The sequence below is a fragment of the Haloarcula sp. MBLA0163 genome (assembly GCF_055632435.1).
This window is the reverse complement of the sequence record NZ_CM145745.1, coordinates 2,563,553-2,578,579: the sequence shown is the minus strand read 5'-3', so window position 1 is coordinate 2,578,579 and position 15,027 is coordinate 2,563,553. Positions and strand designations below refer to the sequence as shown.

Sequence of the window (15,027 nt, the reverse complement as noted above, 5' to 3'; positions counted from 1 at the left end):
CAGCGCGCCGACGAAACCGACAGCCAGCGCCCCGTCCTAGTATGCTAATAATACTTCATATCACACCCGAGAAACGCTTATGTGTGAGAACCTCCCACAACCGGTGTACGACAATGGAACCGGCTCCGAACGACTCCGGCGAGGCAGACGAGCGGTACGGCAGTTTCACCACGGGCGGCGGCGACGTCGTCGTCTACGACACGGACAACCCAGAAGCGTGGTTACAGTCCAGCTACGCCGTCGAAGTAGGCGCCTCGTCGGAGCGAACAAGCGCGTAGACTCACTCCTGCAGTTTCCCCATGTACTCCTCGAAGGTCCCCCAGAAGGGGTCGACCCCGGGGTGGTCCGTGGGTTCGCCGTCGACCACTAACCCGCTCCCGTCAGTGACGACACCGGCGTCGGCGGCGGGGATGCCCTCCGCTTCGAGTGCGTCCAGCACGTCGTCGACGCCGTCGGGGTCGACGGCCGCCAGCAGCGTCCCCTCGCTGATTGATATCCACGGGTCGATACCGAAGAACTCGCAGGCCGCCCGGACCCCCGGCTGTATCGGGACCTTCTCCGTCTCCAGTTCGACCCCCACGTCGGCGGCGCGGGCCATCTCGTAGAGGCCGCCGTAGATGCCACACTCCGTGGCGTCGTGCATCGCGTGCACCGGCCCGGCCGCGGCCGCGGTCAGCGCGTCCTGCACGGGGCTCATGTCGTAGAAGCGGTCGGTGGCGGCGGCGACGTCGTCGGCGGCCATCTCGCCCTCCATCAGCGACTCGAACTGGATGGAGAGCAGGCCCGTGGCCTCGATGGCCGGCCCCTTCGTGACGACGACGCGGTCGCCGACCTGCGCGCCGTCGGGGCGGACCAACTGGTCGAACTCGCCGACCGAGATGGAGGTAGCGCCGCCGACCATCGGGTAGTTGCACCCGGCGTAGCGGCCGGTGTGGCCGGTGACGACCGAGACGCCCAGCTCGCGGGCCTCCGCGTCGAAGGTCTCCCAGACCGTCCGGAACTCCTCGTCGGTGATCTCCGGCGGGAGGTTGAAGTCGACGGAGAGGTGCGTCGGCGGCAGGCCCGACACCGCGACGTCGCTCAGCAGGATGTGGAAGGCGAACCACGCCGCGCGCTCGAACCCGAGCGACGGCATCACGAACACCGGGTCGGTCGCCATCGCGACCGCCTTTCCGCCCACGTCTACGACGCCGAAGTCGACGCCGTGTTGCGGGCCGAGCGTCACGTCCTCGCGGTCGGCACCGAGGTTCGGGTAGATGTACTCGCCGAAGAACTCGCGGTCGACCTTACCTAGCTCTGGCATGGCGGTGGCTACTACGGGGTGGTACTAATCGGTGGCTATCGACGGGCCGCGCTGTCGCTACCGGCGCCGACGGGCGAGGGCCCCGAGCGCCACCAGGAGCGCCACCAGCGACCCGACGGCGGTGAATCCGGGCCCGGACCCGCCGGTCGTGCTGGTCGTCCGCGTCTCCGTCACGACCGTCGGGGTCGACTCGTTCGCGGGCGTCACCGTCACCGCGACCGGCGGGGCGTCGTTCGCCGAGAGGAAGACGTCGCCGGACTGCGGAAGGGTGACGCCGCTCGCCACGCGGGTCGTGTTCTCGGGCGGGAGCGACACCTCGCGGGTCGCCACCGTCTCGTCGTCCCGGGTGAACACGACCGTCCCGTCGGCGGGCACCTGCGCGTCGTTGACCACCGTCGCGGTGACGACGACGGACCCGCCCTGCGTCGCCGTGCGGGAACTGACCTCGACGCCGGTGACGCGCGTCTCGGCCGGCCGCTCGACGACCACGGTGACGGTGTCGCCGTCGACGCTCAGGACGTACCGCCCGGGCGTCGCGAACGTGTGCGAGAGCGGGACGACCGTCTCGTTGCCGGGCCCGATGCGCCCCGTCTCGTTGGCCACGACCGTGTCGTTGACCGCGAGCGTCGCGTTGTAGGCCCCCTCGGTCCCGCCGGCGTTGCGCACGACGGCGTCGACGGTCAGCGTCTCCCCGGTCGCCAGCCGTATCGGCGTGGTGTTCGTCAGAGTGGCGGTCCGGTAGGGCCCGTCGACGCGGTAGCCGCTGTCGACGGTCCCGTTGGGGAGGGCGTAGCCGATTCTGGCGGGCAACTGGGCGAACACGCGGGCGTGGACCGTCTGGTTCCACATCGTCACCGGCGCCGTGGTCTCCGTGTAGTCGACCGTCTCCGCCCGCGCGGTGTCGCCGCCGACCCGCTCGATAGCGCCCAGGAGGGTCTCCTGTGTCACCGGCCGGTTCAGTCCGTTCAGTCGCCTGAAGGCCGCCTGCAACGTCGATTCCTTGTCGGTCTGGCGGCGCACCTCCTCGTCGACGCGGCCGGCCACCAGCGGCCCCTTGACGTAGTTGGCGTTGCGGTCCCACGTCGACGGGTCGGCCAGCACCACGTCCGCGTAGACGTCGCGCTGGCCGTCGGCCATGGCGTCGCGGAACGCCGCGAAGTCGATGCGGTCCTGTTCGAGCGTCAGGAGCGCCGCGTAGTACACCGCGGTCCCCTCGGTCAGCCAGCGGGTCTCGCGCGTCGTCGTGAACGCCTGCCTGCTGTGGACGTACTCGTGGAGCCAGACGTTGTCGGGGGTGGCCAGCCGCTCGCTGTCGCGTACCCAGATGTCCGACCCGCCGGTCTCCAACCCCCGGACGCCCCAGCCGACGTCGTCGGTCGGGGCCGCGACGACGAACACGTCCTCGTCGCGGGCGCCGACCTGCAGGGCGTCCGAGGCGTTCACGAGCGAGTCGAGTATCTCGGTCGGCGACGCCATCAGCTGTGCGCGCTCCGGGACCACGAGGCGGAACGTCTGCCCGTTGTCGGTCCGCTCGAAGGTCGCGACCGGACCGAGATACACCAGTTGGTCGCCGGCGGCGCCCGGCCCGGCCGTCGTCACGTTCTGTCGGAAGACGACCGGGTCCGTACCGGTGTAGCGCCACCGCGTCGGCGTTTGGGACCGGCTGATGAGCGCCCACTCGCCGGCGTCGACGTAGACGTACCGACCGTCGGCCCCCTCGGGACCGCTCTGCTCGATGGTCTTGTTGGGCTCGACGCGGTAGTCGATGGTCGCCGTCGCGGTGGTGCCGTCCCACTCGAAGGTGGTCTCGTTGACCCGCTCGAAACCGTCGGCCTCGACGCCCGTCGCGTTGGCCGGAATCCGCGTCTCCAGCGAGACGACGCGGTCCGGAATCGCGTAGGCCAGTTCGACCCCCACTTCACCGGGAGTCTCCGGCGTCAGCGCGTACGTCTGGGTCTGGCGGATGGCGTCCTCGTCGGCCACCTGCGTCAGGGTGGGGCCCGCCATCTGCGCCGGGGCGGTGCTCGGCGAGGTGCCCCTGGGACCCGTCGCCGGGTACTCGATATCGGTGTCCGGCGGGCGGACCTCCTGGGACGCGTCGCCCGTCCCGGCCACTGGAGCGACCGACGTGAGAACGAGCAGGAGTGCGACGGCGAGGGCCCCCCAGCCGCGGTGCGCCACGCGCATTGTGACCCGTTACCGCCTCACGGTTGATATAGCTGACCGCTTACGCCGCCTCTAACCGCGCTTCGACGTCGTCGAACACGTCGGCCACCCGCTCACGCACCTCGTCGCGAATCGCCCGGACGGCCTCGGCGTCCCGCCCGTCGGGGTCGTCCAGTGCCCAGTCGCGGACCTCGACGTCGGCGTCCAGCGAGAGGGTCGAACACCCCATCGTGACGACGAGGTCGCAGGCCGCCAGTTCCTCGGTGGTGACCTCGCGCGGGGTCCGTTCGGAGAGGTCGAAACCGAGTGCCCGCATGGTCTCGACGACCTCCGGGTGGACGTGGTCGGCGGGGTGGGTCCCGCCGGTGACGATCTCGACGCGGTCGTCGAGGCCGCGTTCGGCGACCTCCCGTTCGGCGAAGGCGGTCGACATCTGGGAGCGGCCGGCGTTCTGTACGCAGACGAAGGCGACGCGGTACGTGTCTGTCATAGTCGGTCGAGACCGGGTAGTCGCCGTCGCTCGGGACCAGTCGTCCGGTCTGTGACGGGGTGTTTCGGAGACGGCTAAATGGCGGTTTCGGTGCAGTATGGTCTATATACCACTCCTGAGTGCTATTTGCAGAACCCCCCCCCAAGCGTCCGTGTCACCGGTTCGTCGCCGCGTACGTCTCTGTGAGATGAGATGGTGTGGCACACCAGCCACGCCCTGCGACGTGTTAGTATGATTTTACAACCGGAAACTGGGTCGTTACCAAACTTACCCCGTCTGACTGGTAAGGCGAATGCCATCGGACACAGACGACGACATCGACACCCCAAATGACGTGGCGCCGGTCCAGCGCCGGACGTTCGTTCAGGGACTCGGCGTGCTCCCGCTCTCGACGACGCTGCTCGACGGCGAGGCGGACTCACAGACCGCTCGGTCACAGAACCGACCGAACGAGGGTCGGACCCGGCGGTTCACCGTCCACGCCGTCGAGGTGGACATCTTCTACAACCAGTACGGTCTCCACCAACCGAACGGCGTGATGTACGTGCTGGAGGAGAACCTCGACGCCGTGCGCGCGGCGTCGGGCGTCGCCCCCGACGACGGGTTCTCGCTGGTCGAAGATGAGGCGACGACGTCCCAGACGGACTCCAACCCCGGACAGGGACAGGGACCACCGGACGACGACCCAGACGAAGACGCGGTCGACACCTCGGTCATCGAACCGCTGGTCATCCGGGCCAACGAGGGGGACACGATACAGATTCGCTTCGTGAACCACCTCGACCGGCGTGCCTCGATGCACCAGACGGCCCTGCCGTACAACGTGCGCACCTCCGACGGGATGGCCGTCGGCCTGAACCCCGACACGACCGCACCGCCGGGGGGCACCGTCCAGTACCGCTGGGAGGCGACCCACACGGGGACGCACTTCTTCTACGACGGGGCCAATCAGGCCGTCGACAGCGCCGACGAACCCCCCGAGGAGGCGAACCTCCTCTCGCGGGGCCTGTTCGGGGCCGTCGTCGTCGAACCCGAAGGTGCGACGTGGACCGACCCCGAGACCGGGGGCGAACTCCGGAGCGGGACCCGCGCCGTCGTCCACGACCCCAACGGGCTGGGGACGACCTACCGGGAGTTCGTCCCGTTCTACCACACGCCCGAGGGGATGGAACCGGAGGTACAGTGGCCCGACAGCGACGTGGAACAGACGATACACGCCATCAACTACCGGGCGGACCCGCTCGGCCAACGCGACGCTGAGTTCTACAACTCCTGGACCAACGGGGACCCCGGCGGGGGTGACAACGTCTTCGAGACGTACAAGGGCGACCCGGTGAAGTACACCTTCGTCGGGGCCTCGCTGGAGGAGAACCACGTCCACCACCTCCACCAGCACCGCTGGAAGGAGGTGCCGCGGACGGCGGCCGACACGATCGACGCCCAGACCATCGGCCTCGGGGATACGTTCGACGCGTACCTTGTCGCCGGTCACGGCCCCCGGACGCTTCGCCCGGGCACCAGTTTCGAGGACGCGTTCGAGGTAGGCGCCGGCTACGTCCACGAGTCGACCGGTGACGTCCTCTTTCACTGCCACCTGTTCCCGCACTACGCCGAGGGGATGTGGGCCATCATGCGCATCCACGACGAGGTGCAACCCGACCTGGTGCCGCTCCCGAACTCCAGCGGCCTCATCGGGCCGGACGACGACACGCCGGGCTACCCGGAGTTCGTCGCCGACGCCATCCGCGAGGTGTACGACCTCGACCCGGACGAGAGTCCAATCGGCAATCTGGCACCGAAGCCGCCGCTCTCGTCGGAGAACAACCCGCGTCAGCCGACCGACGTCGAAGAGCAGGTGTTCGGTCCAGCCGAGGACATCGTCCCCGGCGCGCCGTACGCCGACCCCTGTCAGCGCCCCGACCCAGAGCGCATCGTCGAGTACACCATCTCGGTGATGCGACCGGGCAACGACGGCCGCATTGTCTACAACGATTCGGGCGACTACGACCCGGAGGCACTGGTCTACGTCCTCGACCAGGTCCGTCTCAAGGACCCCGATGGGAGCGTGGAGGAGACTATCGACGTCGACGATGCCGAACTGCTCCGTGACGCGGAATTGAACCCCGAACCGCTGTTCGTCCGGGCCAACGTCGGCGACTGTATTGAGGTCCGCCTTCAGAACGAACTCGTCGAGGAGGAATTCCCCGCCTCCGTCCACCCGCACTTCGTCGGGTTCGACCAGCTCGGCTCGGAGTCGGTCACGACGGGGTTCAACTACGACCAGGCGACCGACCCCGGCGACACGATGCGGTATCGCTGGTACGCCGACGAGGAGGGCGCCATCTTCTTCCACGACCACATCGTCGGCGTCGAAGAGGGGATGCACGGCCTGTTCTGCGGGCTCATCGTCGAGCCCGAGGGCTCCACGTGGACCGACCCCTACTCGGGTGACCCCATCTACAGCGGCGCGCAGGCCATCATCGACCCGCCCGGGGGAGAGGCCTTCCGCGAGCAGGCGCTCCACTACCACGACTTCGCGCAGTTGAGAGACCCGGACACCGGCGACTTCGTCAACCCAGACAGCGAGCACAACCAGAACGCCGGGACGATGGCCATCAACTACCGCAATTCGCCGTTCTATCACCGCGACGACGAAGACCCGGCCTACGTCCACAGTTCGCAGGTTCACGGCGACCCCGAGACGCCGGTTCTCGAAGCCTACGCGGGCGACCAACTGCGGTTCCGGCTCTTCCAGGGATCCTGGGAGGAACAGCACAACTTCGGCCTCCACGGCCTCCAGTTCGACCCCGAAGGGTTCGCACAGCAGGATACCGTCTCGCAGGTCATCGGCACCTCGGAAGCGTTCACGTTCACGGTGCCGTCCACGGAGACGGACCCCGACTTCGACCACATCACGAACCCGGACGACCTGCCGGTGCGGGACTACCGATACGGCGCGAACATGATAGACGACATGTGGACCGGGATGTGGGGCCTGACCCGTATCTGGGGCAGCGAGGTGGCCCACCTTCAGGCGCTTCCCGGCCGGGCGGCCCCAGACGAGTCGATCGACGAGGATGACCTCGAAGCGATGGGCCACCCGGCCCCGTTCGCCGACTTCGACTGGACCGAGGAGGGCCAGCGAGCGAAACTCCGCTATGCAGAGGGCGACGACATGACGCGGCCACCGGATAAAGACGCCCGACAGAACAGGAACGTCGGGGAAATCCCACCACAGGCACCTGACCCGGGCGACCCCTGTCCCGACGACGCGACGGTGCGGTCGTTCGACGTGACGGCGTTTCAGGTGGACATCCCCTACAACGACTACGGCGACCACGACGAGTACGGCGTCGTCTTCGCGCTGGACCGCTACGTCGAGGAGATCAGGAACGGCGAGCGCCCGGTCGAACCGCTGACGCTCCACGCCAACGAGGGCGACTGCATCGAGATAAACCTCACCAACGACCTGCCCGAAGACCCCGACGACGACCACCCACACCCGAAGATGCGCGTCTCACAGCCGTGGGATCGGTCAGAGCGCATTTCACTCCACCCACTCTTGCTCGACTACGACGTCAACGGCTCGAACGGGTCGACGGTCGGGTTCAACTACGACACGACCGTCGACCGGGGGGAGACCATCACCTACCGCTGGTTCGCCAGCGGCGCGGTGGGCACCTCGCTCCTGTGGGACATGGCCGACGTCCGGAGCACGCGACACCACGGCGCGTTCGGTCAGTTGGTCGTCGAACCGCGCGACTCGGTCACGCTCGACTCGCGGACGGGCGAAGCGTCCGTCACCAGCGCCGAGTCGATGATACAGACCGCCGGCGACGTTCCGGACTTCCGCGAGAACGCGCTCATCTTCGCCGACGGCCAGTTCGTGCTGAACCGCGACGACCCGGACGACTGCGTGGTCCCGCCGGGACCCGACATCGAGAACCCGAACGACCCCTGCACCCAACTCGGCGACACCGAGGACCAGGGGTACGGCGGCGTCAACTACCGCTCGGAGCCGTTCATCCGCCGGTTCGAGAACAACGACGCTCAGCACCTCGTCTACAGTTCGCGCGTCCACGGCGACCCGAACACGCCCATCTGGAAGGCGCTCACGGACGACCCGGTCCGGTTCCGCGTCGCCAGCGGCGCCGACAAGGCCCGGGCGGTCGCGTTCCACCTCGCGGACCACCAGTGGGAGCGGTTCCAGGGTGTCGCTCAGTCGCCGGTCATCGGCGTCGACGGCCAACTCAGCCCCGGCAAGGCCGAGACGTTCAGCCTGCTCGGCGGCGCCGGCGGGTTAGGGAGCGGCAGCGGCAACGGCGACTACATCTATCAGGAGACGAAACAGCGCCGCCGCCTCGAAGCGGGCCTGTGGGGTATCTTCCGGGTCCGCCAGCAACCGGACCGGTTCCCCGACGAGGCCATCCAGCCGTTGCCCGACCGGGCGGGGAACGTCCCGCTGTCCGCGCGACCCGGCTACGTCGTGCAGGTGGGCGACGTGACCGGCACGGGCCAACAGGACGTGGTCGTCGGCGTTCCCGACAGCGACGTCGGGGCGATGAACGCCGGCGCGGTCTACGTGTTCACCGACACGAACCCGGGCGAAGTGACGAGTCTCGCCGACGCGACGCTCCAGTTGCTCGGGACGACGACGGGTGAGCGAGTCGGTTCCGTCGTCCGTCTCCGGCCGCGACAGGGCGAGGGCGCCAGCGACATCGTGGTCGAGACGGGGATGGACGAGACGTTCGTCGTCCCGGGCGGGCGACCGTTCCGTGACCTCGTGGACTCGCCGCCACGGTCGGACGTGGCCGAGTTCGTCCGCCGGACGACCAACACGCGTGTCGAGGCCGTCGCCGCGTTCGCCGACGCCGCGACCCCGATGGACCGAAACGGGAATGGGAACGGGAACGGCACCACGACCGACGACGAAACCGAGACCGACGGCTAACTCCGTCGGTGACGCCCGGTCTCGCCGTCCGCTCCCACAATCCCTGCGCCGGTGGCTACTCGACGCGGTTCTCGAGGGCGCACTCCGTGACTGTCTCCTCGGCGCGCGGTCGACAGCTACGTGCGGCCCGCGTTCCGTACGGGGACGACCACGCGGAGGGGGCCTGTCGTGGTCGGGACATGCCGGGACCAGCAACATTATCCTTTGCACCTGAATTTTCAGGTGTATGTCCGATATCCCTCGCTACGACCGCCGCGGGTTTCTCTCGCTGGCCGGCGTCGCGGTACTGGCTGGCTGTTCCGACTCGCTGCCGACGGTCGGCCCGACGCCGACGTCGACACCGACCGTCGCATTGTTCGAGACCCATCCGGAGACGCTGGTCCTCACGCGCGAGGAACTCCCGTCGGGAGCGACGTGGGTGCAGAGCCCCTCGAACCGTCGGGAAGATACTTTCAGTGTCGGCTACGAGGTGTTCGTCGACGGCGAACTGTCCCACCAGATGAGTCTGGACCTCTCTCGACGGATGGGCGTCGACGGTGCCGTCTTCGACCACGACAACCTCGTCGAACTCTACCGTGAGGAGTACGACGCCACGGCCACGTCCCTCTCCTACGGCGACGTGGGCACGCTCGTGACCTTCGGCGACGAGGCTCACGCCATCGTCACCTACCGCAACCTCTCGCTCAACGTCGGACTCTACGACGACGGGCCGCTGGAGAGTCTTCGGGACGTCACCGAACTCCAGGTCGAGAAACTGGAGCGACTAGCGCCGTAGGGTCGCGCCGCTCCCGCAATCCTTACCCCGGGGACGGACAGATGAACGGTCATGACAGAGGCGACGGGTATCGTCGGGGAGTTCCTCTCGCTCAAGGAGGAGACCGACGCCGACATTCTGACGATGCAGTGCGGCGACTTCTACGAGTTCTTCGCCGAGGACGCCGAACTGGTCGCCGAGGAACTGGACCTGAAGGTGAGCCAGAAGTCCTCCCACGGGTCTTCCTATCCCATGGCCGGCGTCCCCGTCGACGACCTGACGCCGTACGTCTCCGCGCTGGTCGAACGGGGCTACCGCGTCGCCGTCGCCGACCAACACGAGACGGCCGACGGCCACGCCCGCGAGATAACGCGGGTGGTGACCCCCGGCACGCACCTCGAGACCGGCGACGCCTCGGCCCAGTATCTCGCCGCCGTCGTCCGGCAGTCTGGCCGGGACGGCGACACCTACGGACTGGCCTTCGCCGACGTGACGACGGGCCAGTTCCAGGTGACCCAACTGGACGACGCCGACCCCGGCGCCGTCCTCACCGAACTGTACACGTTCGCCCCGGCGGAGGTCCTGCCCGGCCCCGACCTGCGGAACGACGACGGCTTCCTGGACGCCCTCTCGGAGCGCTCGGACGCCGCCGTCTCCCTGCACGCCTCGGAGGCGTTCGCGCCCGGCCGGGCCCGCCACCGGGTGCGCGAGCAGTTCGGCGCCGAGACCTTATCGAGCGTGGGCATCGCCGACGACGACGCGGCCATCGCCGCCGCCGGCGCCGTCCTCTCGTACGTCGAGGAGACCGGCGTCGGGACGCTCGCAGCGGTCACCCGCTTGCAGGCCTACGGCGCCCGCGAACACGTCGCGCTGGACGCGACCACCCAGCGGAATCTCGAACTTACCGAGACGATGCAGGGCGGGACGTCGGGGTCGCTGTTCGACACCGTCGACCACACGACGACGGCCGCGGGCGGGCGACTCCTCCGGCGGTGGCTCCAGCGCCCCCGCCGTGACCGCGGGGAACTCCACCGCCGGCAGTCGTCGGTGGCGGCGCTGACCCGCGAGGCGATGGCCCGCGAGACCATCCGGGAGACCCTCTCGGACGCCTACGACCTCGAACGACTGGCCTCCCGTGCCACCTCCGGGAGCGCCGACGCCCGCGACCTCCGGGCCGCACAGGAGACGCTCGAACTCCTCCCGCAGGTGGCCGACGCCGTCGAGCAGACCGAGCGACTGGCCGACTCGCCGCTGGCCGACGCGCTCTCGGGCGCCGACCGGGAGGCCGCCGCCGACTTAGCCGCGGAGCTGGACGACGCCCTCGTCTCTGACCCGCCCGGGACGGTCACGCAGGGCGGCCTGTTCCGGCGGGGCTACGACGACGGTCTGGACGAGGTCATCGACGACCACGAGAGCGCGCTGGAGTGGCTGGAGACGCTCCCCCAGCGGGAGAAGGAGCGAACCGGCATCACCCACCTCTCGGTCGACCGCAACAAGACCGACGGCTACTACATTCAGGTGGGGAAATCGGAGACCGACACGGTCCCCGACGAGTACGAGGAGATAAAGACGCTGAAGAACTCTAAACGCTACACCATCCCAGAACTCGACGAGAAGGAGCGGGCGGTCCTCCGACTGGAGGAGCGCCGCCACGACATGGAGTACGAGCTGTTCGAGGCCCTGCGCGAGCGGGTGGCCGAGCACGCGACGCTCCTGCAGGACGTGGGTCGGACCCTCGCCGAAATCGACGCGCTGGCGTCGCTGGCGGTCCACGCCGTCGAGAACGACTGGACCCGACCCGACGTCACCGACGGCGACGACCTCTCCATCGAGGCCGGTCGCCACCCGGTCGTCGAGCAGACCACCGAGTTCGTCCCCAACGACCTCTATCTGGACCGCGACCGGCAGTTCCTCGTCGTCACCGGGCCCAACATGAGCGGGAAGTCGACGTACATGCGACAGGCCGCGCTCATCACGCTGCTCGCGCAGGCCGGGAGTTTCGTCCCCGCGCGGGACGCCACCGTCGGCCTCGTGGACGGCATCTACACCCGCGTCGGCGCCTTAGACGAACTCGCGCAGGGCCGCTCGACGTTCATGGTCGAGATGCAGGAGCTGTCGAACATCCTCCACTCCGCGACCGAGGACTCGCTCGTGATTCTGGACGAGGTCGGCCGCGGGACGGCGACGTTCGACGGCATCAGCATCGCGTGGGCCGCGACGGAGTACCTCCACAACGAGGTGCGCGCGAAGACGCTGTTCGCCACGCACTACCACGAACTGACGACGCTCGCGGACCACCTCGACCGCGTCGAGAACGTCCACGTCGCCGTCGCCGGCGAACCCGAATCGGCCGGCGAGGACGGCGTGACGTTCCTCAGGACCGTCAGGGACGGTCCGACCGACCGGAGCTACGGAATCCACGTCGCCGACATGGCCGGCGTCCCCGGCCCGGTGGTCGACCGCTCGCAGGAGGTGCTGGACCGTCTGCGCGAGGAGAAGGCCATCGAGGCCCGCGGGAGCGGCGGTGGCGGGACGACACAGGCCGTCTTCGACCTCTCCTCGGGGACGTTCGGCGGGGCCGGCGACGAACCGACGAGCGCCGACGGCGGCCCGGCCGAAACGGTCGAGGACACGCTCGCCGACCGCTTCGGCGAGGACGCCGAGGACGTGCTGGCGGCGCTGTCGGAACTGGACGTCAACGAGACGCCGCCGGTCGAGCTGATGGCGACAGTCCAGCAGTGGCAGGACGAGCTAGACGAGGCGTGAGGGCGGTCTCAGGCGACCTCGAACCCTCTCTCTGCGAGGAGTTCGCGGACGCGCTCCGCGTGGTCGCCCTGCAGTTCGATGTGTCCCTCCTTGACCGTGCCACCGGTGCCGAGCGCGCTCTTCAGCTCCGAGGCGAGCGACTCGACGTCGGTGTCACCCTCGAACCCCTCGACGAGCACCATCTGCTTGCCGTAGCGCCGCTCTTCGGTGCGCACCGAGAGGCGTTGGGTCGCGCGGTCCAGGTCGGCGGTCGGGTCCTCCGGGACGTCCAGGTTCTCGAACGGGTCGTCGTCGGTCACTGTAACACGCTCTCTAGGTGGCCGCGGGACAAGACCGTGTCGTCGGCGAACGCCGAAGGCTCGCCCGGACGCCACCGAGCGCCGCCGTCGGGCGCTACGACGCCAGTTCACGCCGGAGGAGGAGCGCGCCGCCGACCGTCAACAGCAGTCCCATCCCGCCGAACCACCCCCACTGGGCCAGTCCGATAGGTGCGGTGCGGAGCGACTGCCGCCGCTGTCGCCGGTACGCCTCGTAGGTCGTGTTCTCACACTGCCGGACGTGGGTCTCGTTCAACGTCACCTCGCGCAGGCCGAGGCCGCCGTCGACGAGGCGGGTCTGTCCGGCGAGGGCCGAGCAGTTCTCGTGGTACGCCGCGAACTCCTCGCGCGTCACCGTCGTGGTGAGGTCGGCGTACGCCAGCGCGCCGAGCGTGCCGACACCGAGCAGCGTGACGGCCGCCGCGACGACCACCCCGGCCCGGACCGACCGTGCGGGTCCGTCGCCGCCGCCGCTCTGCTGTGGGCCCATGTTCCGAGCTAGCACGGGTCGACGCCTCACTCTTGGGGTGACGTGTCCCGTCGCCGCATCCGACGGCGTCGCCGCCGTCGACTGGGCCGGTGGTGTCCCGCGGTCCGGGCGACGGAGCGCGGCCGGTCCCGACTCACCCCTCGCGGTCGTCGTGGTCGAACGTCTCCTCGGGCGCCTCGTCGTCGAAGAAGCCGAACGTCTCGTCGTCCCGCAGGAGGTAGTCGTTCTCCAGCATCTCCGAGACGACGCGGCCGAGCGCGTCCAGTTCGGACTCTATCTCCTCCACGTCGTCGGCGTCGAGGTCGTCGCGGGCCTCGTCGGGCACGGCCGGCGCGCGGTAGTCTACCTCGTCGGTCGCGGGGTCCCAGTAGAAGTCGAACCCCTCGACGAGGTCGTATCGCGTGACCACGTCGAAGTCGGCGGCCGTCAGGCCGGTCTGTGTCGTCCACTCCTCGAAGGCGTCGTGCCACGCGCCGTCGGCGAGGACGCGCTCGACCTCCTCGCGGCGGTAGTCGTCCTCGACCTCCTCCTCGTCCGGGTCGTCGATTGCCTGGTACCCGCCCCGCGGCTGCGGGCCGCGGAGCGACGGCGGGTCCGGAACCGAGACGTCGAGCGCCATGTCGTCGTGTAGACCGCCCAACTAGAAATACGCACCGCTGACCGGCGCTCTCACGGCGGGGGCCACCCCCCGAATCAGGCCTTCGCGCCCGCCACGCCGCTCCCGATGGCCGCGCCGCACTCGGTGCAGGCGACCAGGTAGAACCGCTTGGAGGCGGCGAAGAAGCCGGTGGTGGCGTCCATCTCGACGAACTCCACGTCGTCTTTCGCTTCGAGGGTCGCGTCGCATTCAGGGCAGTGGACCATGGCCGCCGACTCGTCGGGCGGCGATAAATGTCTTCTTCCTAGACGGCCCCGCCGCCCCCGGCTTTCGCGCCGGCGACGCCGCTCCCGAGGGTCTCGCCACACTCGGCACAGCTGGCGACGTAGAACCGCTTGGAGGCCGCGAGGAAACCGGTGGTGGCGTCCATCTCGGCGAACTCGACGTCCGAGGCGTCGGTGAGGGAGGTCTCGCAGTCGGGACAGTGGACCATAGCCGTCCGCTCCCACGCCTCCGGTAAATGTCTTGTCCGGCGGCGCCACCGCCGTCAGGGCCCGCGTCGAGCGAACGCGAACTCCGTCGACGTGCCGAGCGGGTCGTCGGCCGTCTCGGTCCACACCTCGGCGAACCCCGCCGCGCGCAACTGGTCGAGCGTCGCCGACCGCCCGGGCGCGGAGAAGAACATCGATCCGCCCATCCAGCCCCGGCGGACGGTCTCGAACCGGCCGGTAGGGAGCGTCGTGAGGACGAGGCCCCCCGGACGCAGGACGCGTGCGAACTCCCGGTACACCTCGGGGTGGCGCTCCCGGGGCACGTGGAAGACGGCGTGGTAGGCGGTGATGCCGTCGACGCTGTCGTCGGCGATCGGGAGCGCGGTCATGTCACCCTGCACCAGCCGCGCGCCGGGGACCGTTTCCGTCGCCAGTTCTAGGCCCCGGCGGGAGAAGTCGAGGCCGATGCTCCCCGGCGGGAGGTTCGCCAGCGTGCGCGCGCCGTCGCCACACCCCACGTCCAGAACGGTCGGGTTCGGTGGCAGTTCGTCCAGCAAGTCCGCGACGAGAGCGGCGTCGGACCCGTCCGGGTCGCGCCGCCGTGCGTACGTCTCGGCGACGTCGTCCCACGCTCGCCGTATCTCGTCTGGCTCCATACCGGCCAGTAGGGCGCCAGCGGTATCAGCGCCCGGGACCCGCCG

13 protein-coding genes are annotated in these 15,027 nt (G+C 69.2%); 4 read left to right on the top strand and 9 right to left on the bottom strand.

Annotated features, from left to right (window positions below):
• The first annotated feature begins 113 nt into the window (after nucleotides 1-113).
• The gene (locus tag ACV7GQ_RS13690; RefSeq protein ID WP_470310789.1) at nucleotides 114-278 is read left to right on the top strand and encodes a DUF7331 family protein; all 165 of its coding nucleotides are present in this window, start codon (nucleotides 114-116) and stop codon (nucleotides 276-278) included.
• Between the two features lie 2 nt (nucleotides 279-280).
• On the opposite strand, the gene ACV7GQ_RS13685 is transcribed toward ACV7GQ_RS13690, so the two are convergent.
• From ACV7GQ_RS13685 to ACV7GQ_RS13675, 3 genes are read right to left on the bottom strand one after another with little or no spacing between them, the layout of a single operon-like run.
• The gene (locus tag ACV7GQ_RS13685) at nucleotides 281-1,303 is read right to left on the bottom strand and encodes an AIR synthase family protein (protein ID WP_470310788.1); all 1,023 of its coding nucleotides are present in this window, start codon (nucleotides 1,301-1,303) and stop codon (nucleotides 281-283) included.
• Between the two features lie 57 nt (nucleotides 1,304-1,360).
• A complete protein-coding gene (locus ACV7GQ_RS13680; RefSeq protein ID WP_470310787.1) occupies nucleotides 1,361-3,490 on the bottom strand; it encodes a peptidase in 2,130 nt (709 codons plus the stop codon).
• Between the two features lie 40 nt (nucleotides 3,491-3,530).
• Nucleotides 3,531-3,959, bottom strand: coding sequence for an arsenate-mycothiol transferase ArsC (locus ACV7GQ_RS13675; protein WP_470310786.1), 429 nt, complete (start codon nucleotides 3,957-3,959; stop codon nucleotides 3,531-3,533).
• Between the two features lie 292 nt (nucleotides 3,960-4,251).
• Here ACV7GQ_RS13675 and ACV7GQ_RS13670 point away from each other — a divergent pair, with 292 nt between their 5' ends.
• The 3 genes from ACV7GQ_RS13670 to mutS all read left to right on the top strand — a co-directional run bounded on the left by ACV7GQ_RS13670 (nucleotide 4,252) and on the right by mutS (nucleotide 12,430).
• A complete protein-coding gene (locus ACV7GQ_RS13670; RefSeq protein WP_470310785.1) occupies nucleotides 4,252-8,910 on the top strand; it encodes a multicopper oxidase domain-containing protein in 4,659 nt (1,552 codons plus the stop codon).
• Nucleotides 8,911-9,136: 226 nt separating this feature from the next.
• Nucleotides 9,137-9,685 carry a hypothetical protein gene (locus tag ACV7GQ_RS13665; RefSeq protein ID WP_470310784.1) on the top strand — a complete coding sequence of 183 codons (549 nt, stop codon included), beginning with the start codon at nucleotides 9,137-9,139 and terminating at the stop codon, nucleotides 9,683-9,685.
• A gap of 51 nt (nucleotides 9,686-9,736) precedes the next feature.
• On the top strand, nucleotides 9,737-12,430 hold the full coding sequence (gene mutS, locus ACV7GQ_RS13660) for a DNA mismatch repair protein MutS (RefSeq protein ID WP_470310783.1): 2,694 nt from the start codon (nucleotides 9,737-9,739) through the stop codon (nucleotides 12,428-12,430).
• Between the two features lie 8 nt (nucleotides 12,431-12,438).
• Here mutS and ACV7GQ_RS13655 read toward each other — a convergent pair whose 3' ends face one another.
• From ACV7GQ_RS13655 to ACV7GQ_RS13630, 6 genes are all read right to left on the bottom strand, one after another.
• Nucleotides 12,439-12,729, bottom strand: coding sequence for an SUI1 family translation initiation factor (locus tag ACV7GQ_RS13655; RefSeq protein WP_470310782.1), 291 nt, complete (start codon nucleotides 12,727-12,729; stop codon nucleotides 12,439-12,441).
• Nucleotides 12,730-12,823: 94 nt separating this feature from the next.
• The gene (locus ACV7GQ_RS13650; RefSeq protein WP_470310781.1) at nucleotides 12,824-13,237 is read right to left on the bottom strand and encodes a hypothetical protein; all 414 of its coding nucleotides are present in this window, start codon (nucleotides 13,235-13,237) and stop codon (nucleotides 12,824-12,826) included.
• A 133-nt stretch (nucleotides 13,238-13,370) separates the two neighbouring features.
• Nucleotides 13,371-13,856 (bottom strand): DUF7992 family protein, encoded by a 486-nt coding sequence (locus ACV7GQ_RS13645; protein ID WP_470310780.1) that lies wholly within the window; start codon nucleotides 13,854-13,856, stop codon nucleotides 13,371-13,373.
• 74 nt (nucleotides 13,857-13,930) lie between these two features.
• On the bottom strand, nucleotides 13,931-14,101 hold the full coding sequence (locus ACV7GQ_RS13640; protein WP_166968223.1) for a hypothetical protein: 171 nt from the start codon (nucleotides 14,099-14,101) through the stop codon (nucleotides 13,931-13,933).
• 38 nt (nucleotides 14,102-14,139) lie between these two features.
• Nucleotides 14,140-14,328 (bottom strand): hypothetical protein, encoded by a 189-nt coding sequence (locus tag ACV7GQ_RS13635; RefSeq protein ID WP_470310779.1) that lies wholly within the window; start codon nucleotides 14,326-14,328, stop codon nucleotides 14,140-14,142.
• Between the two features lie 54 nt (nucleotides 14,329-14,382).
• Nucleotides 14,383-14,982: a class I SAM-dependent methyltransferase gene (locus ACV7GQ_RS13630; protein WP_470310778.1), complete on the bottom strand. Its 600-nt coding sequence runs from the start codon at nucleotides 14,980-14,982 to the stop codon at nucleotides 14,383-14,385.
• Nucleotides 14,983-15,027: the final 45 nt, after the last annotated feature.